Here is a 22,231-nt window from a genome sequence, read left to right on the forward strand (position 1 = left end):
CCCATGAAAATTTTATCTCCCCTGGCGTTAAGCCTCGCCGCTCTGCTCACCGCCGGCTGCGGCAATGCCCTGAAAAGCGACTACCGGGCGCCGCAGGTCAACTATCCTGCGGGCTGGCAATACGCTGCCGACAACGCCGCGCCGACGCCGTTCGACTGGCGCGATTTCCACGATCCCGAGCTCGATCGTTGGCTGCAACAGGTGATGGCGAGCAATAACGATCTGGCCGCCGCCGTGCTGCGCGTTTACCGCGCGCGGCTCGAGGCGGAACGCGTCGGCATCAGCACCGCGCCCGGCGTCAGCGCCTCATTAAGCAGCGGCATTAATCGCCCGCTGTCCGAGTCCTCCGCGTGGAATAAAACCAGCAACGCGTCGCTCACCACCAGCTATGAGGTCGATCTGTGGGGCAAGCTGGCGCGCCAGCGCGACGCGGCCGAGTGGAGCAGCCAGGCTTCCGTGCAGGATCTGCAGGCGGCGCGCCTGAAGCTGTTGGCCGACGCCGCCACCAACTACTGGCGCATCGGTTTTCTCAATCAACAAATCAGCGTCAGCCAGGCGAGCATCGCCTATGCCAAAACGACGTTGCGGTTGGCCAACGCCCGTTATCAGGCCGGCAGCATCTCGGCGCTGGACGTAGTGAATGCGGAACAAAACTTGCTGACGCAGGAACGCAGCCTGGTGGCGTTACAACACGATCGTCAACAGGCGCTGAACGAGCAGGCGGTGCTGCTGGGCGCGCCATCAGGCCAGGCCACCATCGCGCCCGCGCGCCTGCCGACGACGGCGATGCCGCAGATCAACACCGGCATTCCCGCCAGCGTCCTGAGCCGTCGTCCGGATCTCAGCGCTCAAGAGCTGCGGTTGCGCGCCGCCCTGGCCAACGTCGATGAAAAACGTCTGCAATACTATCCTGCGTTCAGCCTGACCGGTTCACTGGGCGCCAGCAGCAGCGCGCTGCTGGAATTCCTGCGCAACCCGACGGGCAGCCTCAGCGCCGGCCTGACGCTGCCGTTCCTGCAGTGGCGCCAAATGGGCGTGGAGATCAAGATCGCCCGCAACGACTATGAACAGCAAGTTCTGGCCTTCAAGCAGGCGCTGTATAAAGCGATGGGCGATGTGAATAACGCGCTGTCACTGCGCACGCAGCTGCTGGCGCAGGAGACGCAGTTGCGCGCCTCATTGGCGTTGGCGCGAAAATCGGAGCGGTTGAACGAGGTGCGTTACCGACAGGGCGCCGTCACCATTACCGACTGGCTGAATGCTCAGGAACAGCGCCGTCAGGCGGAACTGGCGGTGGATGAAAACCGCTTCGCGCAGTACCAGAATCTGGCGAAAATCTATCTCGAATTCGGCGGTTCATCGGCGCCGTAATCTCAGCGGCCTGGCCACCCGGCCAGGCGTTTTTTTAGCGGCGAACACATCAATTTTTCCTGTTTTATCTCCCGCACTCTCTATACTTGAAGCATCGTCAATCAGACGAAAAATCGCCACATCGTACAATTATCAGACCATTCTCGCACCAAATCGGTGCAAACACTTAAGTTAAACTGCTGGATTTGATCGCCGCAAGATATAACGTTAAGCTATAGATACAAAATAATTAGTCACCTAAATGACATAACATCGGCATGAGCGACGCTATTTTGTGATCCACATCCCAACTTAAATGTGGATAATGAATCGTCTTGAACCGCGATTCGATTAGCCGATTTGATAACTCGAAAACAACAGTGAACGGAGATTACGCTTTCACGAACAACGAATAATTCATTAAGGGATGATTATATGAAGTTAAGAAAAAAACGACATAAACCGATGCACATTAACGACATCACCATCATCGATGACAGCAAACTCAAGAAAGCCATTACCGCCGCGGCCCTCGGCAACGCAATGGAATGGTTCGACTTCGGCGTATACGGCTTTGTCGCCTATGCGCTTGGCCAGGTCTTCTTCCCCGGCGCCTCTCCCGGCGTACAAATGATCGCCGCGCTGGCGACCTTCTCCGTCCCCTTCCTGGTGCGTCCGCTCGGCGGTCTGTTCTTCGGCGCCATGGGCGACAAGTTCGGCCGTCAAAAAGTGCTCTCGGTCACCATTATCATCATGGCGGTCAGCACCTTCTGTATCGGCCTGATCCCGTCCTATGCGTCGATCGGCATCTGGGCGCCGATCCTGCTGCTGCTGGCCAAACTGGCGCAAGGCTTCTCCGTCGGCGGCGAATATTCCGGTGCGGCGATCTTCGTCGCCGAATACTCACCGGACCGCAAACGCGGCTTTATGGGCAGCTGGCTGGACTTCGGCTCCATCGCCGGCTTTGTGATGGGCGCAGGCGTAGTGGTGCTGATCTCCAGTATCGTCGGCGAAGCCAACTTCCTCGACTGGGGCTGGCGTATCCCGTTCTTCATCGCCGCGCCGCTGGGCCTGATCGGTCTCTACCTGCGCCATGCGCTGGAAGAAACCCCGGCGTTCCAGCAGCACGTGGACAAGATGGAGAAAGAGGATCGCAACGCCATCGAAAATCCGCCAAAGACCTCGTTCAAAGAGATCGCGGCCAAACACTGGAAAAGTTTGCTGGTGTGCGTCGGTATCGTGATTTCCACCAACGTGACCTATTACATGCTGCTGACTTACATGCCGAGCTACCTGTCGCATAACCTGCACTACTCGGAAGATCACGGCGTTCTGATCATCATCGCCATCATGATCGGCATGCTGTTCGTGCAGCCGGTGATCGGCCTGACCAGTGACCGCATCGGCCGTAAGCCGTTTATCATCGGCGGCAGCATCGGCCTGTTGGCGTTGGCGATCCCGTGCTTCATTCTGATCAACAGCAACGTCATCGGCCTGATTTTCGTCGGCCTGCTGGTGCTAGCGGTGCTGCTCAACTCCTTCACCGGGGTGATGGCCTCCATCCTGCCGGCGATGTTCCCGACGCACATTCGCTACAGCGCGCTGGCGATTTCGTTCAACATTTCGGTGCTGATCGCCGGTGCAACGCCAACCGCCGCCGCCTGGCTGGTGGAGGCGACCGGCAACCTGTACATGCCGGCCTACTACCTGATGGTTGTTGCGGTGATCGGTCTTATCACCGGTCTGTACATGAAAGAAACTGCTAACAAGCCACTACGCGGCGCGACGCCGGCGGCGTCTGACCGTACCGAAGCGAAAGAGCTGCTGCAGGAGACCTACGACAACATCGAACAGAAAGTCGAGGACATCAACGCGCAGATCGCCGAACTGGAAAAGAAAAAACAGATCCTGATCGACCAGCATCCCAAGCTGGACTGATCGGCGCTGAAAGGCAAAAGCCACCCGCTTGGGTGGCTTTTTTACATGGGTTTCACGCGAAACAATGCGCAGCGCATTTTATGACAATCAGGATTGATGATACGCTTTGAACCACACTCTTTATTGATGAAGCACCTGATCATGAGCAAGATGGATCTTCCCGTCATCATTGGCATCCTGGTTATGCTAACCCTGTGGCTCGGCGCACTGTTCAACATCGGCGATATCACCTTCACCATTTCGCGTCTGTTTCACTGGATTGAAAGCCAACGAGGATAGCCTGCGTACGCGGTAACACGGGCGATGAGCAAACATCGACTATGATTGATAGAGGTTACGTCATTTTCCGAGACTGTCGCTCGCGATAAAGAGGACCGCATCATGACCGACTATGTGTTCTACAATCAGATCCTGACCCGACTGGCCGCCAATCATCCCGGCACGCTGGATGAGAAAACTTACGAACTGTGGAAGCAGGACGCCACCAGCCCGCACGCCTTCGCAGATCCCTTCGCCTATCTCAAAACCAAGGGGTTGATACAGGCCTACGTGATGAGCGACATCGACGAGAACAACTATGATATCGATCCGCACCAAACGCGGATCACCGCCGCCGGTCTCGACTTCATCCGCAGCGGCGGGTTCAAATAAGACGCAAAAAACCGCCCAACGGCGGTTTTTTTACCCGAAAAAGCGTCCGGACCGTTTCAGGCGGGGAAAGGCCGATAAAAAATACGCAGCACTTCACTGTCGCCCTGGCGTAAAAAGCCGCCTTCCGGCTGCCAGCGCAGATCGCGCGCCAGGTTGAGATTTTCCCAGCCGACCGCGCCTCCCACGCCGATGCAAAGATTTTTATTGCCTGCGGCAAATCCCGCGCCGGTGCCGATCATGGCATGCAGCAATCGGGGCGAGGCCGCGTCGCGCATGGAGAATATCCCGATAAAACATCCCTGCGGGGCGCGCAGCATATCCGCCATGGTGCGGATCTCGGTATCGTCAGGGCTGACGAAATGTTTGTACTGCTTATCGAACACCGTCAGCCACAGCTGCTTGTATTTCGCCTTACTGAGCGCGCCGGAACGGTGGGCGCACAGCACCACCGCATCCCAACACATCTCCCCGCTGAGCGAAAGATACTCTTCCGTATTCTCCTGCGGCTTATCGGCATAATGCCGCGCAAATTCAGCGGCATTCAGATGCGGCGGCACGGCCTGTTTGGCGACGTCACTCTTGTAGCGCTTGAAATTCAACCAATGCATGGGAAGTCTCCTCTTCACCCGATAGATTAATAAATCCGCAGCCGTGAATGAGACGAGCCATCAAATCCAGCGCGTCGTCGGCAACGGCGGTGTCGTCGTCGTTCAGCCCCTGTTCCACCGCCCGCTCAATGGCGCTCATCACCGACGTCGCGCTGGTTTCTTCCCCTTGCGCTACCACGTCCAATACGGCTCTGCCGATCGCCAGACAAAGCTCATGATCAAACTCAACCTCTTTATACGGCTGCATACTCACCCCGATAAATTTTTACCCAAGAATACTAGACCACAATGACGCATCGCGCCTGCAGCCGTATCGCGGCGATCGGTGCAGCCGACAGAGAAATGCATCAGGCCCCGGATGGGAGAACCGGGGCCTGATAAATGGCAGGTTATTGCGGCGGCTGTTCGGTAGGGCGAATGATAAAGCAAGTGGCGGTTGCCGAAGCCAGCAGTTTTCCTTCCGCCGTTTTGAGCGTGCCTTCCGCGAAAGCGACGTTTTTCGACGCATAGACCAGACGCCCCTCGGCGATCAGATCAACCTCCTTCGGCACCGGGCGCAACATTTTCACCTGCAGATCGACGGTGCCATAACCCGTCCCTGCGCCCAGCGTACTGTGCACCGCGCAACCGGTCACCGAGTCCAAAACCGTGGCGGCGAAGCCGCCATGAACGCCGCCCAGCGGGTTAAGGTGGCGTTCGTCGGCCCGCGCCACGATGCGGATATATCCCTCTTCAACTGCGGCCGGTTTCATGGGCACCGTTTCAGCGATCGAAGCCGGTGGAATTTTGCCGGCCATCGCTGCCTGTAATAACGCCAGCCCCGTCATTTTTGTCGGATCCATAACTCTCTCCTCTGGTGGTAAATCCGTCACATAGGAGAGGTCTGACCTCTTGGCTTGCTTTTTCGTGCTGATGCCGCTTTCCGCCCGCTCTCCATGTTCTTTGAATGTGACCGACATCACTCTTTAAGGTTAATAACCATAATTTATTAATGCCTTTAGATTTAAAACAACTTTCTGCTGTAAACGCCGCCGGAAACTGAACGCAGTTAAGTTCAACATTATTAAGGCGTATCTATCATGGATTTCTTTCTGCAATTAGCGGTGATATTGGCATGCCTGCTGTATGGGGCGCGTAAGGGCGGCATTGCGCTGGGGTTACTGGGCGGTATTGGTTTGATGATTCTGGTGTTCGGCTTTCACCTGCAGCCCGGCAAACCGCCGGTAGACGTGATGCTGGTGATCATCGCGGTGGTGGCGGCCTCCGCCACCCTGCAGGCCTCAGGCGGCTTGGACGTCATGCTCCAGATCGCCGAGCGGATGCTGCGGCGCAACCCGCGATATGTCTCGATCATCGCGCCGTTCGTCACCTGCATTCTCACTATTCTTTGCGGCACCGGCCATGTGGTGTACACCATCTTGCCGATCATCTATGACGTGGCGATCAAAAATAACATCCGCCCGGAACGGCCGATGGCAGCCAGCTCGATCGGCGCGCAGATGGGCATTATCGCCAGCCCGGTCTCGGTGGCTGTCGTTTCACTGGTGGCGATGCTCAGCAGCTACACCTTCAATGGCCGCCATCTGGAATTCCTCGATCTGCTGTCGATCACCATTCCTTCCACCCTGTGCGGCATTCTGGCGATCGGTATCTTCAGCTGGTTCCGCGGCAAAGACCTGGACAAAGATCCCGAGTTCCAGAAATTCATCTCGGTGCCGGAGAACCATCGCTACGTCTATGGCGACGCCGCCACCCTGCTGGACCGGGTATTGCCGCGCAGCAACTGGATCGCCATGTGGATTTTCCTCGCCACTATCGCCCTGGTGGCGGTGCTGGGGGCCTTTTCCGACCTGCGGCCCAGCTTCGGTGGCAAGCCACTTTCCATGGTCCTGGTGATCCAGATGTGCATGCTGATGGCTGGGGCGCTGATCGTCATCATTACCCGCACCAACCCGGCGTCTATCTCTAAAAACGAGGTGTTCCGTTCCGGCATGATTGCCATCGTGGCGGTGTATGGCGTCGCCTGGATGGCGGAAACCATGTTCGGCGCGCACCTGACGCAGATAGAAGCCACGCTGGGCGTGCTGGTGAAAGAGTACCCCTGGGCCTATGCGCTGATCCTGCTGCTGGTGTCGAAATTCGTCAATTCGCAGGCTGCCGCGCTGGCGGCGCTGGTGCCGGTGGCGCTGGCGATCGGCGTCAACCCGGCCTATATCGTCGCTTCGGCGCCGGCCTGCTACGGTTATTATATTTTGCCGACCTACCCCAGCGACCTGGCGGCAATTCAGTTCGACCGCTCCGGCACCACCCGCATCGGCCGCTTCGTGATCAATCACAGCTTCATTCTACCGGGCCTGATCGGCGTCAGCGTCTCCTGCGTCTTCGGCTGGATCCTCGCCGCGGCGTTCGGTTTCTTATGATCTGTACTGTGGAGCCCTGCGGGGCTCCCTGCAGGCAGGGTGGCGGCAAGACAAGAAAGGAAAAAAATGCAGGCGTAATGCGAATTTCAGGCACAAAAAAACCGCCTCTCGGCGGTCTACGACATTACTACTTATTGCTTTGATTATTCGGTATTTTCGTTCCCTGGTACCCGGGGCGGGACTTGAACCCGCACAGCCATAAGCCGAGGGATTTTAAATTCATCTTGTTAATCTTATATATCAATTAGTTAACATTGAAGATCCTAACACAGTGAAAATTCAGATCATTGCACAATGCGGCCGCGCATAGCCATTTTAGGAACAGATAAGCAGATAGTTATGCACGGCGCCCCATCAAATAACAGGCAGATCGTCCCATTCGCAGGTTCGCATGTCGTTCACCGCCCAGATAACAACGCCGAACACTTCGATCCCCTCCTCGCTATCTTCATACCCGATTTCCTTCTCACGGCCGGATCCATCCAGAAATTCGAGCGCGCGGTTCGGGTATAGCCGAAGCCGGCGCAGCACATGCACTCCCTCTTCGGCAGCAACGATAATACTGCCGTGCACCGGCGTAGCCGATGAGTCGACAACGAGCAAAGCATCTGCGTGGATACCGACCGCCAGCGCCTGACCAGCCGCACGCAGCAAATACGTTGCGCTGGGCTTGGATATGCAGATCTCATCGAGGCTCAAGCGGCGCTCAACGTAGTCTGCTGCCGGGCTAGCAAATTTTGGCATCATTCCCATGGTGTTTTACCTCACAACAAATACTGTACATACATACAGTATAATCATGCGTAGGAGCGATGGGAAAGCGCCAAACTGTTCACTGACGCTATGATGATGATCGGGCAGGAAAGAAAGTTATTTGCAGGATTCGTTAGCCGCCAACAGCTCGCGCTCATAGCCGATCCGCTGGTGACGCTCAGCTCGCAGCGCACGCATTTGCTCGTCGATGGGAGCGCCGATCGGCAACTGGTCAACAGCGAACGCCGGGCGCGCGACGTCAGCAGTTTTGCATGGCACGGCGATCGGAACTTTGACCTCGACATATGACGGTGCCGGTGGCGCACTCGCGCAGCCGACCAGAGCAATTGAGGCGATAACGATCAGCCGTTTCATTGTGCACGCTCCCGGCGCAGCTCTGCGTCAAAAGCGGCTGATGCGGCGGCGCACGCTTCGCCCGTGGTTCGCTCGGCCATAACTGCGTTAGCCCTCTCATAATCGCTCTGAGCCTCTATGCGGGCTTTTTCCTGCTCCGCCCTGGCCTTGGCTTCCATCTCTTTCTGTTTGCGTTGCAACTCCGTTATGCCTGCGTTCTGGCTATCGATCGTCGCTGCCTGTTGCCGACCAGCATCCTTACTCTGAGTCAGCGCCTCATTGAGGCGGTCAATAGTCGGCTGGTAGTGTCGAGCTGCCAACCATGCGCCAGCGCCGACAACGGCCGCCAGAGCCAGCAAAATCACCACCACAGACGTTATTTTGCCAGACATAGTGCGCGCTCCTTGTCACGGCGGATCACCAGGCCGTTGAGCTTTACGCCGCCGGCATACACCCAGCGCGGGAACTGCTCGCAGGCGGCCGCTACATCGCCCTGACGGAACAGGCGGAACATCGTCGATTTCTGCATTGCCGCACAGCCGGCATTAAACGTGATGCTCACCGCCGCATCGAAGGCCCCCTGCTGCAGTTTGTCACCGGCGGCATAGTTGGTAACGCACCGCTCAGCCGACAGGATGTTCTTTTGCCAGTCAGCGGCGATCTGCTGTTCTGTCTTGCGCACGCCTTGTTTAACGCCGTGCGTATTCCCGACCCCATCCGTCCAAACATCAGCCGGGCATTTGTATGGCTCTCGACGGCATCCCTCGGCGTTACCGATCAGCTCAAGGCCGGCGCGACTGGTTTTTACCTCACCGTTAGACAGCACCAGACCAATGATCACCGCAACAGAACAGACGGCGCCAGCGGCGCCTGTCTTTTTTGATATGCTCACGCTTCACTCTCCCCACCTGGCAGCGGCGTATACCGATCAGCCTCGTCAACAGAGGAGTCTGCCCTACCGCTGCGCTTCCCTAAATAATCCTCATAGAGCTTAGTGCGGCGCTCTTCCTGCCTACGTTTCGCACGGGCATCTATGCGGCCAAATACGAACGACAACACAGTGACAATCGCCCCGACAGCAGCGAAAATCATATAAACCAATTCCTGAGTAGAAATCCCCAGCGCGCTGGCTATAGTTGCCAGCACGCCGAAAACGCGAGTCATAAAATTTATTGCCTGTTGATCATTCATTTTCATGGCCTCACCCCCTTGAGGGCATATTAATTTATGGAAGGTTTGGTAATTTAGTGAAAGTACCACCACCACCACTAGGCCCGGTATTTGTGCAAATCCACCCCATAGGCTCACCAGAAACCGCATTTTTGCGATATATATATGAACCTTTAATAATTGAGCCAACAACTTCCGAAATGTCAGTGTTCACATAATACGTTTGCGGCCCATTAGGTGAATTAATATGGTTCGTACCAGCGTTCGCATAGTTTTCTGCCCCACCAACGAACGACGGTTCAATGCGGCTGTTGTTGCCGAGGTATGTCACGCTACCAGCAACATAAGTTCCTTGTAGCGTTACGCGCTGAGCTGTAGCATCGCCGGAGAAATTACCAGATATTGAGCCGCCGATTATTTGCGTTCCGTAATCAGAGCCGAGCGGTGCGGAAATACCAAATATTGTCATACTTGTCATTTTGCACCCAACAAAGCTACGAATCCCAGAGTTAGAATAAGCGGTAACATTACCAATTATGCAGTTTGCAAACTGAACATCTTGAGTTTGAGAATTCGGCAGAACAACACTCCCAGCAATAATATTTGTTGCTCGAATACGCAATGTGCCTGCACGCGATGGAACTAGTGGATTCCTGATAATGTTTCCAGCGAATCGTTGCATGTTTGATAAAACGATCTGCGATGAATTACCGTACTCTATCGAGTTTATAAAGTTAGGCTGCAATGCGGAACCATCTATAAATAGTTCCGCGTCGTCAACGCGTGCAAAAGCACCCATAGGTAAGAATGGTGCCATATTTGAACGCCCTGGGCGCTCTGCGTGCATTCTAACAATGTGCAGATCGATACCAGATTTAGCCCAAACAAATGGCGTCACGTTTTGCAATTCACATGAACCATCATAGAAACGCAGGTTGTTACATGCATCCCCGGTGCGTGTGCTGTAAAACATAACTGGCGCTGTTTCGCATGCTTCTCGGTTTCCAACGGCCGCAGGATCATCATACGAATAGCCGGGTTTCATCCGCCCCATTGCGTAGGTGCTGACGCGATAAAATGAGCAATCGAACGAGTTATCGAGCATCAGCGAACCACGGAAATTTAGCATACTGACGTCGAACCACGTCGAGTTACCCGCCCGGCAAACAACTGCATGAGTAAATGCCCATCCAGCCTCATCGCCTGGTTGCGCGATAGTGGTAGCGGCACCTGAAATATTTACGTTTTTCAGTGAAAATTGTTCAACAAAATTTGGTGGGAAGTGGTGCAACGCACCATAGTCTGCATAACCAGCCGATTGAGGGATGTTGAATAACAGCGTGGTGCCCTTCTGGCCATTACCGCCAATCCCCTCGATGTACCAACCCAGCGTTGGGGTAAAAATAACTGGCCGCGTCATTGGCCCAACATTGCCAGCTGGCAGAACTATTTTACGCACGGTGTCATTGGCCGTGTTTGATGCGTACGCAATCGCATTCGTCCAAGCGTCATCCCAGGTATTCGCCGAGGTTTTGAACCAAACGAGATGAATTACATCCCCTTCAAATTGCCGCTTCCAGCGGCGGCCGCCAGCTGTGACAATGACAACACCGCCATCATCCGGCGTCGTACTATCGTTCATATCAGCATTAAAAATACCACCGCCCCAGCGGTTGCCGGATACTCGGTTAATGACCTCAATTTTTTGCAGATCATTACCCGGCTCAATAGCACGCAGCGCAGAATAATTAGGCACTCTGCCGATGAACTTATAGCCGTCGTAATCCTGCAGTTTTAAAAACACCTCGGCGGTGGAGTCTGATACAACCGGCACCGTAACCGCGTCTCCCTGGGCATTGAAACCAACGAGTTGATTTCGGCGGCCGGCAACGTATGGAAGCGATGAAATTGTCGAATCAGGAACACGCAGCACGCGAGAAAGCGAAAGCGTGTTTTGCTGCTGGTACCAGCTCTTTGTTACTGCGTCCTGCCCATTCACTGGATCGCCCAGATTTTCGATACGGTACCCCTTTGCATTGAACGGGCCACCAAGCAACGGGCGCGTCAGCGCCAGTCCGAGGTAGATAAACGCCTGCTGAATGGCCATCCATAAGCGGTCGAAATCCTTGTTTACGGTATCTGCCAGCAGATCGCCGTTGTCCTGGTAGTCGGTCAGGCGGTAGGTAGGGATCACTCGTTCAAGCATGACGGTAACGCCGTTCGCTGGCGGCGTTAGGAATGAAACCTCGCCGCCGTCAACGTTGCCAACGCCAGAAATCGTATAGCCGGAGGTGATCACCGAACCGTTTAGAGATATGGCCAAATCACCGGCATTCAGCAGGTAAAACTCGTAGGGGAAAACAGTTGTCAGGCCGTTGGCTGTGTAAATGTTGTATGGGGTCTGGTTAGGTACCGACATAAGGCAACCTCGGTTTTAATAGTCTACTGCGACCTCATGATCGCCATCTGTTGGCTGCCAATCTTCCCGCCCCTGAGCGGTCGGTTTCCCGACCAATTTACCGATGCGCACCGGCGTTTCGCTGATAGCCCCCGCACCAGAGTCGATAAAGTCGTCCGGCTGATTGGTTACCGCCGGGTTGAAATCTCGCATTTGGTCGTAAGCCGGCCCGTCGAGCACGTCGCTATGCGCCCACAGGAAACGGGACGACAGCGGCGCCTCGAATGCATCGAGGATGCGTTTTTGCTTGTTGGTTATGGTGAATTCTTCACGGACACCGCAGCCGGTACCTTTCAGCGCCTGGCGGAGCAGCTTGCCAGCAAAGCTACCGGGTCCGTTTACCTCAACCACCACCTGCGGTATCTGGTACCGGATCACCAGCTCACGGATCTGCACAACCTGGCCGCCGGTGATTTTGTCTCGCTCGTCGAACTCGGCCAGATCGCCGATCAGCTCCTGGCATACATGCCAGTACAGGTGCCCGCGCGAGTCGGTCAGCACCAGAGAAAAGGCGCTGGCATCCGCTTTTGCTTTGCCGGTAGCCACGTCCCACCAGGCGACAGCGCCAACAATCTGCTGGCTGCCCAGCCACATCGAGGCTGTGCGGTTCGCGTACCGGATTTCCGGCTGCACGTTGTACTCGCGGATGCGCTCAGGGTCGAGACGGGATTCACCGATCGGTTTGCTGTGCAGCTGGTACTGGCTGTCCCATTCGTTGACCGTGCGAGTTTCCTGCCGGCGCTTCTCCATCTCTGCCGGCGTGAACCGCTCTGGCCATGCACATTCGGCGTAGCAGTCCACCGTCGTTCCTGGCGGCTCAGCGAAGGTGATACCTGTGGCCGTCAGCTGATAATCGACGCCCTCGGCGAGCAGACGCGCTCCGATGTGCATGCCGACAAAGACGTATTCCGGCCGGAACGGCAACGCGTAGCTGCGCGCCGTCGCTTGTTTTTCATCGATGCGGTGCTCTTTCTCGAAAAGCTTGATCGTCAGGTAGTCGGCGCCCATGGCTTCGACCTCATCGTATAGGCTGTCGTGGGTGTGCGGCGTGCCGATGAACAGCTTGCGGCCGCCGGGCACGAGGATGTGCGTTTGCTCGCCGAGGCGGTAGCGAAGTTTCTCGCGCGCCTCCGGCGTCTGGATGTTTCGCGGAACTTCGACGTCATCGTTTTGGCACTCGTCGGCGCGGGCCGAGGTGACGTTAGACAGGATTCCTTTTGCGTACATGCTGCCGTTACGCATATCCAGCGAGCCGTTAACCCACCATTGCTCGACGGTTCCCTGTCCGTCCGGCAGCATGCCACGCGTCAGCGGGTGATTGCGCAGCACGTTCTGCGTGTCGCGGCTGGTTTTGTACGCGGTGCCATCGGCTTCGGACTGGTGCAGGATTCGGTATTGGCGATTCTGGTAATACCGCCAGGCGTTATACACCGCCAGAATTGTGGATTTACCGAAGCCACGGAAACAGCGAAGCACCGCCAGATCGCCGCGGTGCTCGAGCCAGTGGCAGGCGCGGTAATGGCAGTCGGGAACATCCCACCCCATCCGCTCCGCCCATATGATGAAAAATGCGACGAACGAAATCATTTTTTCCGCTGCTGGATACGGTCGAGAACTTCCTGCGCCGCGCGCTCAGCGGCAGATACCTGCTGCCCGAGGCGAAACGCTTCGTCGTCCGGCTCGTCGCCGTCTTTCGGCGTACCGCCGCGCGTGTGCATGCCGATCAGCGAATGCACCTTCACCAGCAGCGTGAGCGACGCCGCCGCGTTCTTCTTGCACCAGTAGCGATCGCCGCGCTCCTGCTTCGTGTGTTTGTCTAGTGGTTTGTCGGCGCCCGGCCAGGTATCCGGGTCGGCTTCCTCGAGCACGACGTCGGTTAACTTGTCACTCAGCGCGGTAAGGCGGGTTTTGTAATCGTTGTGCATAAAAAAGCCCCATGGTTGTCATGGGGCTATGATGTGGCGGATGGTTGGTCGGTTTCCTGACCTTAGTGCTTCTTTGGAATTTATTCTGCTTATTGTGTTTTTTTCGTTTTTCTCAATTTTTCTTCACTCTCTATTTTTACAATCTTTTCAATTTCATCACCCAATTGTTGGGATACCAATTCACTAGCTTGACCTGCATTTCCTTTAAACCTGTAAATCCGTCGGGTAACTCGATGTGCCTCCCCAGAAGCCCCAAGTGTTATTCCATCCACACTGTCAATACCCAACCCTCCTTTCCCTTTCCCAACTGACTCATAAAACTCTTCAATTTCAACCTCTGAGGCGTTATTTATTCTATTAGCAATAGCAAGCTCCTGTGATACTTTTGCTTGATGCTGTGCAAACTCCATCTGCATCTCTTGCTTTCTTACTTCCAAAGCAAATTCATTAATGTTTTTTCCCTCAGCCGATTTAACCGCCTCACCAGACACTTCAACTGCTTTGTAAATTACATCCCCCATAGGCAGTGATGAAATTATCATTCTTTTTAGTACATCATAGATGACTGGGTTTGTTATAATTGACACGAGCACCTCAAATAAAAGTAAAGTTAGCTAAGAAGAACACAGTATACCTTTCGTTAATAACCTTTCACACTTCTATTATACTCCTCTACAGCATTATTAGCTTTCCTAATCGCAGCTTGCTTTCCCTCATTAATTCTCTCCATATCATTGTCAGCATAAGAGATATATTCCTTTGCCTTTCTCACATAATCCTCAACCTCCTGTTTATAGTTATCCCATGCATATTGGTCATTACCATATGGGGCTGATGGTGGAAAATCATTAAATTCAGGATAGCCAGAGTAACTAAGATTTGATCCTCCATATACAGATGCATGTACTCCGGGGGCTTGCAAAATACATACTATAGCCAAGGAGCTAGCCAACAAGTGAAGATTCATTTGTTCTCCAAAGATATTATTAACCTTCTAATAATTGTTAGTACCTAAGTAACCAGCCAGAGCACTCCCAGCAAGCACCATGATCGCAAAAAACTCACCTTCATCAAAAACTTCATTCCTATAAAGCCACAACATTACTAACGCGAATACCACAACACCGATGATTAGATGCATGCTTTATTTTCCTTATTGCGGCAATCTATCTTGTGGGCGCCACCAGTATGTTTGATTGAATTCTTTTTTAGATCGCTTTTCCATCCTGCGCAAATAGCCAGGTGAGAAATACTCTTGCATCTGGTTGAATATCATATGATCCAAAACAGCTTTTGTGTACCACAGGTTTTGCCCGGGTATCAGCCCTTTCACAAATTTTACAGTATCACCGCCTGTCTGCTCGGGTTTTCCCTCGACGGCATTAAGCGGGACACCCTGCGCCAGTTTGATCGCATCATCAACCAAACCCGCCACTGGTCCTAGCATTGATGCCAAGGCGCCGGAACCATAGCGCGTATGGTCAGATAACAGGAAATCCCCATACAGCCCCAATCCACCACCTTTGAGCAATGCATTAAGCCAGAACTGCGGCGCCTTTTCGCCAAAGGCTTCGCGGGGATTTTTGCCCGCGATCAGGTCACTAATCTGTTGAGACATAGCACCCAAGATCGTTGTGCTGGCCAAGAACGTCGCGAGGTACGCAGCGCGTCCGCCGGCTGATGGCATTCCCATTGCGCGCGACCAATGGCGCATCATCACCGAGATTGGAAATGATTTGAACAGAAACAGGCTGCGCCAAAGCTCCCCTGAAACCGTGCCTCGCTGCATGCCGGCACCAGCGATCATCCGCTCCCGCGCGCCAGGCGAGATCACCGCCATATCAACCTCTTCGGAAACAGTGGCGAGAAGCTTGCGCATTACCTCGAACTTCACGCGCTCAGGGTTGCCAAATGCCTCGAGTTTTTCATTCGGAATGCGCATGATACTTTCCGGGGTGAGCATGGTTGTATTGCCGTTCCCCCAATCCTCTTGCTCAGCCAAACGCCAAATACCCCAGTCACGATCTGTAATCCCTTTACTTTTGAGGATCCGGCCATCATCAGCAGCGATTTTTCCAAGGCTGCCATGCTGGCGCACCAGGTTACCCACGCCGCCCATCATGGTGACACCATAGGCGCGTTTATGGGCATCCGACCAGGCAGACAGGCCGCTGGCGCGCATAACCGCGTTGGCCGTCCAGCGTGACGCCGACGGGCCCATGTTGTCGGTCGCCCAGCGGTTCACGCTGCCGATCAGCGTTTCCATCGATAGGCCGGCGCCGCGCGCAAGCCGTAACTCTTCTTTGTTCGCCGGATTCATAGCTGCCAACTGGTTGCGCAACAGCTGCGCCATGGGCAGATTGTTCACGTTGGCGGTAAGATACATCGTGCCATTATCCGAAAGTGAAGAGATCAGCGCCGAACCGAGCCGCGTTGCAACAAGCCAGTTTCGGACGTTATCCGACCAGCGCGCGATATGTGGGTTCGCGATGGGTTGCGTTTTTCCGGCAACAAAATTGTAAAGGCTCTCGGTACTGTTACGCAGGCGATTAATACGCCCTGACCGCTGCGGGTTTGCCTTTGCTGTCTCGCTGGTCAGCTGATCCAGCAGAGACCGGAATACGTGATCGGGGTTGGGCCCGTAGGTTTCCACCAGCGCGATATCCTTGCTCACGCCATCAATGTGATTTACCAAAATATCCCACATCGATTTTTCGCCAAAGCGCTGCTGGTATTCGAGGTAGGTTTCGGCATCACGAAAATGAATCTGCCGTTCAGCACTCCCGCGATTTGCCCGAGCGCCGGAAACCCGCAGCCCGCTATCGCCAAGCTTGTTCATACCTCCAGTGGCGATAGTTTTGTAGGCGTCGCCCAGGAACGCGGCAAGCTCCGCATCATTCATCATCTCGCCGTTTTCTTTCACATATTTATTGCGGTCGAGTTTCCCAACGACAAAGCCCACCCATTCATCCTGTGACGCCTTGCCCACCTTCTCCATGGAATGATGCTGCGGCAGCCCCCAATCCTCCAGGAACCCTACATCGCCGCCGGCATCGTTGAAGCGCCGGCGCAGCAGTTCTGCAACACGTCGCCACGCTTCGGCGCCTCTTTTCGCCCGCTGATTTCCTGTTTCCTGCCCGCGCATCTCGTAGACCAGATCGCGCACGCCTTGATTGTCCTCGAGCAGCTGGAAGAAACGCGGATCGATCGCTTCGAAAAGCTCCTCCAACTGGCTCAGAGCATAATCGCGGGTCGCCTTGGTTCTCGACTCAACGGAAAGAAAATTAGCCTTGCCGTCCGCGTGAAAAGCTATGGTGCGGTTTAACGCCTCGAGCTTTCCATCCTTGCCCTGGTAGCTGTTGATGTAGTTATCAAGGCGTTGGCGCGCGGCAATGGTTAAAGCAACACGCCGCTTTTTCAGTGCAGCCTCTCGCTGCAATTCATTGGCCGCCATCTGCCCGGCGCGCTGCATGCGCTCCGCTTCGCTAAGATTGCGCCATGAGGCTGGATCGTTACGCGCGAGGTTGCGCATATTTTTCACGATGCGATCTTCAATCCCTTTTATTTCTGCGGCGGTAAGTGGTCGCTGTGATGCGGCGGTGATCGCCTGAATGCACTCGTCTCTCATAAAATTATCTCCTCAGGAAGCAGCTCACGGCCACATCAAATAAATTTGCGTCATGCTGGGCATTGGCCATGTCGCGATCGGCCTCAGCCATCAGATCGGCAGCCCTTACCACCGTTGTGCTGTCGTCTGGGTTTACGACATGAACCTGCAGATCCGGGTTGTCGGAAATGGCGCGTTGCGCCTCCAGTGTATCGGCCTCCGTTGCGCGGGATTCTTCCCCGCGAATGGCGCGCTCCGCATCCGCAATTTCATCTTGCTGGATCTGCTCTCGCGTTCTGGGTTTCGGTGTGGCTAGGTAATTGGCGCCGGCCACATCGTCGAAACGAGCCGCGTCAGTGTCGCGAATTACGGCATCAGGTAATCCCATCGCCTTACGCACCTCTTGCGATGCCAGATCGACGCGCGGGCGGCGCTGAATAAACTCGGCTCCATCCATCAATGAACCGACGTCTACCGGGTGGCCAGCAAGCGCATCAGTCATGGCTTTATCCATAGCACGGGCATGCGCATTGCGTGATAGGACGCTTACAGGAACGCCAGGCGATGCCGTAACCTCATAGTTGAGGTGAGAGCTTGAAGTCAGCGCCGCGTCGATCTCTGCCGGCTCTGCGCTACGCACTGCCACGCTTTCGCCCCGGCTATTGATAAATCGACCGAGCCCGCCAAAAGCTATGCCGAGCACGGCATCGACCGCCAGCGCCTGGTTATCGAAAATATCGTACTGACGGGCCATATCCTCATAGCCACCGCGTCGGAGGATCTCCGCTGACAAACCGCGCTGCGCCATGCCCATGGCGACGTTGGTGCCAGCTGAATAAAGCAGATCCGGCGCTGCCCGAGCAACAGCACCGGCAGTTGCGCCCGCTGCCGTGCCACCGGTAGTAAGAGCAGCGCCAACTCCTTCAGCTACTGCACCACCAGCACGCAGGCCAAGAGACATAGGAAGCACGGCGCCAAGCGCCGCAGTACCACCAGTAACCAGCGCTTTTTCTACAGCGGTGCCATAATCCACGCCCTCAGCGCGAGACTTCTCGTAATCGGAAAAACCCTGCAAGCCGCCAACTGTTGCCGCAGCTCCGGGCAACCCACCCAACAACGTGCCGGCCGCCGCCTGCCCGCCCACCTCAGCCAGAGAGAAAAGCACCTGACCGGCGGTACCGGTGGTTCCGGCATCAGGCGTTAACGCTCGCACCTGCTGTTCCGCCAGCTTTTGCTGATTCTTGATGAAACTTTCAGAGGTGTCGTTCACCCCGAACGCATCATTAACAGCCCGCGAGATCGGTGACACAACGGCATCCACACCAGCCCATGCAACTTGATCGGCCTGTGTAACCCCGGCGTAAAGCCCCTTGAAAGGGGCAGTGAATGCGCCATCAAAAAAATCAGCATCAGAGCGGGCGGAGCCAATCGGATTTTCTGCTGCCGTCGCCAGCTCCCTATTTTGCTGCGCCTGGTTGAATCCGAAATAACTCACTGCGGTATCCCTCCATTTCCGAGGCGAACGCGCTCAGCGTTGATGCGGAGCACGACCGGATTACCATCCTTTCCGAGCAGGTAGCCGGCTCCCAGCTTTATCAGGTATTGGCTGTCGCCAAAGCTCTGCAACCCATATTGTCCAGGAGGCGCTTTGATTCCGGCATCAACGATCTGGGATTGCCACGCAGTGTTTACGGCAGAATCAAATTGTCCCTCTGACATTCCCCACGGCAGCAAGACCTCTCCCTGCCCGTTGTAATCGTAAACGCCACCCGTTGCGACGTTGATTGCCTGAGTCCATGCGTCACGGTCATACTCGCCAGAAACATCGCCCTTCTTGGCCATCAGCCCAGCGTAGTAGTCCTTGGCCACCTCATAGGCCTGTGACGCGCCAGCAGCATCACCGGCAAAGGCGTTCCCAACTGCATCAACAAAATCAGGGCGCAGATCGGAATCTTTCGGTATCTCGATTCCTTTCGTTTTGTTCTCCACCCCGTTCACTTTGGTGGTGATCCCGGCCCGAGCATTAGCCCCTTCGATGATTGTTTTTGCCGCATCATCGGGGTTTACCATGGAGTCTGAGAACCATCCGGACTTACCGATCACATTACCGCTCTTACCCATAATCGCGCCCGCAACAGCAGCGGATGGGGCGTAACTGCTAACCTGCTGCAGCGCTGCTGAATACTGCGCGCCAGTCCCTAATCCTTGGCGCATCGCATCCAGGTAGGCAACTGACTGCGACGCCGGCGCGGTACGCAGCATATCGCCAATCTGCGATGCTTCTGCCTTTGAAAATACGGTTAATGGCGTTCCGTAGTGCCGGGCGATCTCCGGGGTGGCGCTCGCGCGGTTTGTAAGACTACTGCCGAATGCCTCAGGGGATTGCATGTCCAGCGGGTTTACCTGCTGCTGGCCGGCGGCATAAAGGATGGGATCGGCTTCACGTACTTTGTTCACGTACGCCACGGCTTTTTGCAAGGTTTCGTATCGCTTAGACGATTCGGCGAACCCTTCGCCGGGTGACGGCTCGCGTGCGTTAAGCAGCGCCTGCTGACCGCCCGGAGATAGCTGTTGTACAACCGAAATGTCGCGGCTAAGTTGACGTGTGTCGAGGTAGCTGGCGTACTCTTTTTGTCCGGCGTCATACCCATAAGCACGGACAAACTCACCCTCGCTAAACTCTCGGGGATAGCTCTTGCCCTGGTAGGCGACGGCGTTGAAGTCTTTCAGCTCACTTTCCAGCCCGGCACGATATTCACGCTGCTGTTGGCTTAACTGCCCTTGCGCCATGCTACGCAGTCGCGCCAGCTGTACCGGGTCGAGCTGAGTAACCGCTGTTGCTGCGCCAGCTGCACGCAAATTTCCACCATCTGGCTGGGGTAATGCGGTCATTCCCAATGCAGCCATAGCACCGGTGGTGATCTGCTCTTGCGAATAGGGATTGCTGCCATTTTCATGTTGGGTGATGCTGGCACACAGCGCGGTAAGCGTATTGATATCGGTCAGATCAAGACGTTTGTCAGCCGGCACGCCAAGAGCCTTAGATACCGATGCCGTGTAGGCTGCAGTGTCGTTTTCGTTTGGTGGCGCCCACCGCCCGATAATTTGCTCAACCGTGGTGTAACCGCGTTTGTTGTAGGCCAGCAGATTTTTACATAGCGCGCGCAGCCCGTGTTCCGGTGTAGCGAACGACGCAAAACGACCATCGCCTTTTACTTCCCCGTCCCAGGTATTGGCAGTTTTAACCAGATTGCCGGGGTTATTATTGCGAAGCCCTACCGGATCAGAAGCGCCGCCACCGCTGTAGCGCACCGCGCCGCCCACGTCAGAAGGCTCGCTCATCAGCCTAGCGGCCGTGTCGGCATCCGACGCAACCAGGTTTTCCATGGTTTTATATGCGGTTGTTTTAACGTAATTATTTTGTTGTTCGGTTACCTGTTCCGGCGTCCAACCGTGAGCTTTACCATACTCAGCGATCTGCTGCTGCGCGCTACCAACCTCTAACTGATAATTAACGTTGTCACCCCAATAGCTCTGCGCACGCGTGGAGCTGTTCGCTATGGTCGACTCAAAATTACCCTGCTCCACCTGGCGGCGCTGGCTCAATTCATGGGTTAATCCTGTGCGCTCGAGCTGAATGCGCTTTGCAATTGCCTGCTGCTGGAACTGCTCGCGCATTTCCTGCGGTAAATCAGCTGCAAGTTTGTTCGCAAAGTCCTCGTACTGGCTGGTGTAGTTTTTGGTCGCACCTTCCGCATTGGTTCCCTGTTGTGCCAGTAAGCCATGGTCAGGATCGTTAACCAGCCCGTTACTGAAATCATCAAGCTGCAGCGTCAGCGCCTGCAGCTGGCTCTGGTTTTCTTGGGCAATTCGGCGCTGCTGATCTTCGGCAACACCGATCCCAACAGTCGCCAGGTGCTGCAATGCATTTGCAGGAGCACCAACGTTCCCAACGTCAATGCGCGTACGCTGGGCCTCCGGCACCACATTGCCAAAATTTCCGGTAGGTATCCGCATCAGCGCCCCCCCATATTCGAGAACATGTTATTCGACGCCGCGGTTCCGGTATTCGTCGTGGTTGTTGGATTGGCTTTTTTCCAGCCGGAGTAACCGGTTCCGGCGGCAGACAGTAGCGAGCTGCCCGCATTGATATAGCCGGACGTCGCCGCATTGCGGCCGCTGAGTCGGTCGGCCTGCGCCTGCGCGTTGTACCGCGCGCCGGTGTTCATGCCTTTCAGGATCGTCGTGTAGGCGTCCTGCTCGGCGTCGCCGGTTATGCCGGATGTGATGCGCAGCGCAGTACCTTCGCCAGTTTCGACGCCAGACGCCGCCAGCGCCGCGTTTGCCTGTGCGGCCTGCTCACGCCCTGCCTTTCTGATTCTGTCGGCCTGTACGCGTGCTGACGCGCGTGCGGCCTCGGCATCGGCGTTTGCCTGATCCGCCTGGTAATTCGCCATTTTCTGCTGCTGAATACCGCCAGCGACAGCGCCGCCGGCAGCCAGCACCGACGAACCGATCACTGCCACCTCTAACCCAGTGCACATAATCAAATCTCCTTCGAATACAACAGGCCAGTGCGCGACAGGCCAAGACGTTCATACATCGCCCCGGTGCGTTCTTCGTGCACGCCGGTGGTGATGCCCATATTGATAACGGCGGCGCCATGGTCAGCGGCCCACGCGATAAAGGATTTAGCCAGGCGCGGACCTGCAGATCCGCCGCGATGCTCAGGCGCAATAAATAACCCGTACTCGAACGCCATCAGCTTACGCGAAAACCACTGCTCGGCGATGCCGCCGGCCAGCCAGCCGATCACCTGCCCGCAATGCTCGGCCACCAGCACGCACCCGCCAGGAGCAGCGATCAGGTGGCGCGCCAGTTCGGCGCATTTTTGCTCGTCGAATGGCGAAGTTTCCGCGTAACGCGACTCCAGGTACATGCGGGCGCCAAGCTCAATCAGTGCCGGGATATCCCCGGCGGTTGCGTTGCGGATCATT

24 protein-coding genes are annotated in these 22,231 nt (G+C 55.6%); 5 read left to right on the forward strand and 19 right to left on the reverse strand.

What is annotated here, in order from left to right; all coding sequences use genetic code 11:
- Positions 1–3: 3 nt before the first annotated feature.
- The 4 genes from IMX17_RS09010 (at position 4) to IMX17_RS09025 (ending at position 3,939) form a co-directional block, all read left to right on the forward strand.
- Positions 4–1,371 carry a TolC family protein gene (locus IMX17_RS09010; protein WP_046899244.1) on the forward strand — a complete coding sequence of 456 codons (1,368 nt, stop codon included), beginning with the start codon at positions 4–6 and terminating at the stop codon, positions 1,369–1,371.
- A 414-nt stretch (positions 1,372–1,785) separates the two neighbouring features.
- The gene (gene proP / locus IMX17_RS09015; protein WP_004927916.1) at positions 1,786–3,288 is read left to right on the forward strand and encodes a glycine betaine/L-proline transporter ProP; all 1,503 of its coding nucleotides are present in this window, start codon (positions 1,786–1,788) and stop codon (positions 3,286–3,288) included.
- 96 nt (positions 3,289–3,384) lie between these two features.
- Entirely contained in the window at positions 3,385–3,567 is a 183-nt protein-coding gene (locus tag IMX17_RS09020) for a hypothetical protein (protein ID WP_139285535.1), read from the forward strand.
- Positions 3,568–3,669: 102 nt separating this feature from the next.
- On the forward strand, positions 3,670–3,939 hold the full coding sequence (locus IMX17_RS09025; RefSeq protein WP_033642645.1) for a hypothetical protein: 270 nt from the start codon (positions 3,670–3,672) through the stop codon (positions 3,937–3,939).
- A gap of 56 nt (positions 3,940–3,995) precedes the next feature.
- Here the strand turns inward: IMX17_RS09025 and IMX17_RS09030 are convergent, their stop codons facing one another.
- From IMX17_RS09030 to IMX17_RS09040, 3 genes are all read right to left on the reverse strand, one after another.
- Positions 3,996–4,547 carry a hypothetical protein gene (locus tag IMX17_RS09030; protein WP_033642644.1) on the reverse strand — a complete coding sequence of 184 codons (552 nt, stop codon included), beginning with the start codon at positions 4,545–4,547 and terminating at the stop codon, positions 3,996–3,998.
- Positions 4,513–4,794, reverse strand: coding sequence for a hypothetical protein (locus tag IMX17_RS09035; protein WP_033642643.1), 282 nt, complete (start codon positions 4,792–4,794; stop codon positions 4,513–4,515). The genes IMX17_RS09030 and IMX17_RS09035 overlap by 35 nt, the downstream gene beginning before the upstream one ends.
- Positions 4,795–4,936: 142 nt before the next feature.
- Entirely contained in the window at positions 4,937–5,389 is a 453-nt protein-coding gene (locus IMX17_RS09040) for a PaaI family thioesterase (RefSeq protein WP_182264716.1), read from the reverse strand.
- Between the two features lie 237 nt (positions 5,390–5,626).
- Between IMX17_RS09040 and IMX17_RS09045 the strand changes: the two genes are divergently transcribed.
- The gene (locus IMX17_RS09045) at positions 5,627–6,967 is read left to right on the forward strand and encodes an anaerobic C4-dicarboxylate transporter (protein ID WP_033642641.1); all 1,341 of its coding nucleotides are present in this window, start codon (positions 5,627–5,629) and stop codon (positions 6,965–6,967) included.
- A gap of 354 nt (positions 6,968–7,321) precedes the next feature.
- On the opposite strand, the gene IMX17_RS09050 is transcribed toward IMX17_RS09045, so the two are convergent.
- The 16 genes from IMX17_RS09050 to IMX17_RS09125 all read right to left on the reverse strand — a co-directional run bounded on the left by IMX17_RS09050 (position 7,322) and on the right by IMX17_RS09125 (position 22,230).
- Complete coding sequence (locus IMX17_RS09050) at positions 7,322–7,720, reverse strand: S24 family peptidase (protein WP_164106103.1); 399 nt, start codon at positions 7,718–7,720, stop codon at positions 7,322–7,324.
- 117 nt (positions 7,721–7,837) lie between these two features.
- The gene (locus IMX17_RS09055; RefSeq protein ID WP_193549630.1) at positions 7,838–8,095 is read right to left on the reverse strand and encodes a hypothetical protein; all 258 of its coding nucleotides are present in this window, start codon (positions 8,093–8,095) and stop codon (positions 7,838–7,840) included.
- Entirely contained in the window at positions 8,092–8,466 is a 375-nt protein-coding gene (locus IMX17_RS09060; protein WP_193549631.1) for a hypothetical protein, read from the reverse strand. The genes IMX17_RS09055 and IMX17_RS09060 overlap by 4 nt, the downstream gene beginning before the upstream one ends.
- Complete coding sequence (locus IMX17_RS09065; protein ID WP_193549737.1) at positions 8,451–8,960, reverse strand: lysozyme; 510 nt, start codon at positions 8,958–8,960, stop codon at positions 8,451–8,453. The genes IMX17_RS09060 and IMX17_RS09065 overlap by 16 nt, the downstream gene beginning before the upstream one ends.
- Before the next feature lie 2 nt (positions 8,961–8,962).
- Positions 8,963–9,271, reverse strand: a complete 309-nt coding sequence (locus tag IMX17_RS09070; RefSeq protein WP_193549632.1) for a hypothetical protein — start codon at positions 9,269–9,271, stop codon at positions 8,963–8,965.
- A gap of 28 nt (positions 9,272–9,299) precedes the next feature.
- Positions 9,300–11,663 (reverse strand): phage tail fiber protein, encoded by a 2,364-nt coding sequence (locus tag IMX17_RS09075; protein WP_193549633.1) that lies wholly within the window; start codon positions 11,661–11,663, stop codon positions 9,300–9,302.
- 15 nt (positions 11,664–11,678) lie between these two features.
- Positions 11,679–13,289, reverse strand: coding sequence for a phage terminase large subunit (gene terL, locus IMX17_RS09080; protein ID WP_193549634.1), 1,611 nt, complete (start codon positions 13,287–13,289; stop codon positions 11,679–11,681).
- Positions 13,286–13,627, reverse strand: a complete 342-nt coding sequence (locus IMX17_RS09085; protein WP_019456267.1) for a hypothetical protein — start codon at positions 13,625–13,627, stop codon at positions 13,286–13,288. The genes terL and IMX17_RS09085 overlap by 4 nt, the downstream gene beginning before the upstream one ends.
- Positions 13,628–13,716: 89 nt before the next feature.
- Complete coding sequence (locus tag IMX17_RS09090) at positions 13,717–14,214, reverse strand: hypothetical protein (protein ID WP_193549635.1); 498 nt, start codon at positions 14,212–14,214, stop codon at positions 13,717–13,719.
- 53 nt (positions 14,215–14,267) lie between these two features.
- Positions 14,268–14,594, reverse strand: coding sequence for a hypothetical protein (locus IMX17_RS09095; protein ID WP_227414481.1), 327 nt, complete (start codon positions 14,592–14,594; stop codon positions 14,268–14,270).
- A 27-nt stretch (positions 14,595–14,621) separates the two neighbouring features.
- Positions 14,622–14,768 (reverse strand): hypothetical protein, encoded by a 147-nt coding sequence (locus IMX17_RS09100; RefSeq protein ID WP_193549636.1) that lies wholly within the window; start codon positions 14,766–14,768, stop codon positions 14,622–14,624.
- A gap of 12 nt (positions 14,769–14,780) precedes the next feature.
- A complete protein-coding gene (locus IMX17_RS09105) occupies positions 14,781–17,255 on the reverse strand; it encodes a hypothetical protein (protein WP_193549637.1) in 2,475 nt (824 codons plus the stop codon).
- A 4-nt stretch (positions 17,256–17,259) separates the two neighbouring features.
- Positions 17,260–18,729, reverse strand: coding sequence for a hypothetical protein (locus IMX17_RS09110; protein WP_193549638.1), 1,470 nt, complete (start codon positions 18,727–18,729; stop codon positions 17,260–17,262).
- The gene (locus IMX17_RS09115) at positions 18,726–21,251 is read right to left on the reverse strand and encodes a hypothetical protein (RefSeq protein WP_193549639.1); all 2,526 of its coding nucleotides are present in this window, start codon (positions 21,249–21,251) and stop codon (positions 18,726–18,728) included. Before IMX17_RS09115 ends, IMX17_RS09110 begins: the two co-directional genes overlap by 4 nt.
- Complete coding sequence (locus IMX17_RS09120) at positions 21,251–21,778, reverse strand: hypothetical protein (RefSeq protein ID WP_193549640.1); 528 nt, start codon at positions 21,776–21,778, stop codon at positions 21,251–21,253. The genes IMX17_RS09115 and IMX17_RS09120 overlap by 1 nt, the downstream gene beginning before the upstream one ends.
- 2 nt (positions 21,779–21,780) lie before the next feature.
- Positions 21,781–22,230 (reverse strand): GNAT family N-acetyltransferase, encoded by a 450-nt coding sequence (locus IMX17_RS09125; RefSeq protein WP_193549641.1) that lies wholly within the window; start codon positions 22,228–22,230, stop codon positions 21,781–21,783.
- Position 22,231 lies beyond the last annotated feature (1 nt).

Source organism: Serratia sp. X3 (assembly GCF_014982455.1).
Taxonomy (GTDB): Bacteria; Pseudomonadota; Gammaproteobacteria; order Enterobacterales; family Enterobacteriaceae; genus Serratia; species Serratia ureilytica.

Coding starts and splice junctions, on each gene's coding strand:
- IMX17_RS09010 (WP_046899244.1), top strand. CDS start 4: ATGAAAATTTTATCTCCCCTGGCGTTAAGCCTCGCCGCTCTGCTCACC.
- proP (WP_004927916.1), top strand. CDS start 1,786: ATGAAGTTAAGAAAAAAACGACATAAACCGATGCACATTAACGACATC.
- IMX17_RS09020 (WP_139285535.1), top strand. CDS start 3,385: ATGATACGCTTTGAACCACACTCTTTATTGATGAAGCACCTGATCATG.
- IMX17_RS09025 (WP_033642645.1), top strand. CDS start 3,670: ATGACCGACTATGTGTTCTACAATCAGATCCTGACCCGACTGGCCGCC.
- IMX17_RS09030 (WP_033642644.1), bottom strand. CDS start 4,547: ATGCATTGGTTGAATTTCAAGCGCTACAAGAGTGACGTCGCCAAACAG.
- IMX17_RS09035 (WP_033642643.1), bottom strand. CDS start 4,794: ATGCAGCCGTATAAAGAGGTTGAGTTTGATCATGAGCTTTGTCTGGCG.
- IMX17_RS09040 (WP_182264716.1), bottom strand. CDS start 5,389: ATGGATCCGACAAAAATGACGGGGCTGGCGTTATTACAGGCAGCGATG.
- IMX17_RS09045 (WP_033642641.1), top strand. CDS start 5,627: ATGGATTTCTTTCTGCAATTAGCGGTGATATTGGCATGCCTGCTGTAT.
- IMX17_RS09050 (WP_164106103.1), bottom strand. CDS start 7,720: ATGGGAATGATGCCAAAATTTGCTAGCCCGGCAGCAGACTACGTTGAG.
- IMX17_RS09055 (WP_193549630.1), bottom strand. CDS start 8,095: ATGAAACGGCTGATCGTTATCGCCTCAATTGCTCTGGTCGGCTGCGCG.
- IMX17_RS09060 (WP_193549631.1), bottom strand. CDS start 8,466: ATGTCTGGCAAAATAACGTCTGTGGTGGTGATTTTGCTGGCTCTGGCG.
- IMX17_RS09070 (WP_193549632.1), bottom strand. CDS start 9,271: ATGAAAATGAATGATCAACAGGCAATAAATTTTATGACTCGCGTTTTC.
- IMX17_RS09075 (WP_193549633.1), bottom strand. CDS start 11,663: ATGTCGGTACCTAACCAGACCCCATACAACATTTACACAGCCAACGGC.
- terL (WP_193549634.1), bottom strand. CDS start 13,289: ATGATTTCGTTCGTCGCATTTTTCATCATATGGGCGGAGCGGATGGGG.
- IMX17_RS09085 (WP_019456267.1), bottom strand. CDS start 13,627: ATGCACAACGATTACAAAACCCGCCTTACCGCGCTGAGTGACAAGTTA.
- IMX17_RS09095 (WP_227414481.1), bottom strand. CDS start 14,594: ATGAATCTTCACTTGTTGGCTAGCTCCTTGGCTATAGTATGTATTTTG.
- IMX17_RS09100 (WP_193549636.1), bottom strand. CDS start 14,768: ATGCATCTAATCATCGGTGTTGTGGTATTCGCGTTAGTAATGTTGTGG.
- IMX17_RS09105 (WP_193549637.1), bottom strand. CDS start 17,255: ATGAGAGACGAGTGCATTCAGGCGATCACCGCCGCATCACAGCGACCA.
- IMX17_RS09115 (WP_193549639.1), bottom strand. CDS start 21,251: ATGCGGATACCTACCGGAAATTTTGGCAATGTGGTGCCGGAGGCCCAG.
- IMX17_RS09120 (WP_193549640.1), bottom strand. CDS start 21,778: ATGTGCACTGGGTTAGAGGTGGCAGTGATCGGTTCGTCGGTGCTGGCT.
- IMX17_RS09125 (WP_193549641.1), bottom strand. CDS start 22,230: ATGATCCGCAACGCAACCGCCGGGGATATCCCGGCACTGATTGAGCTT.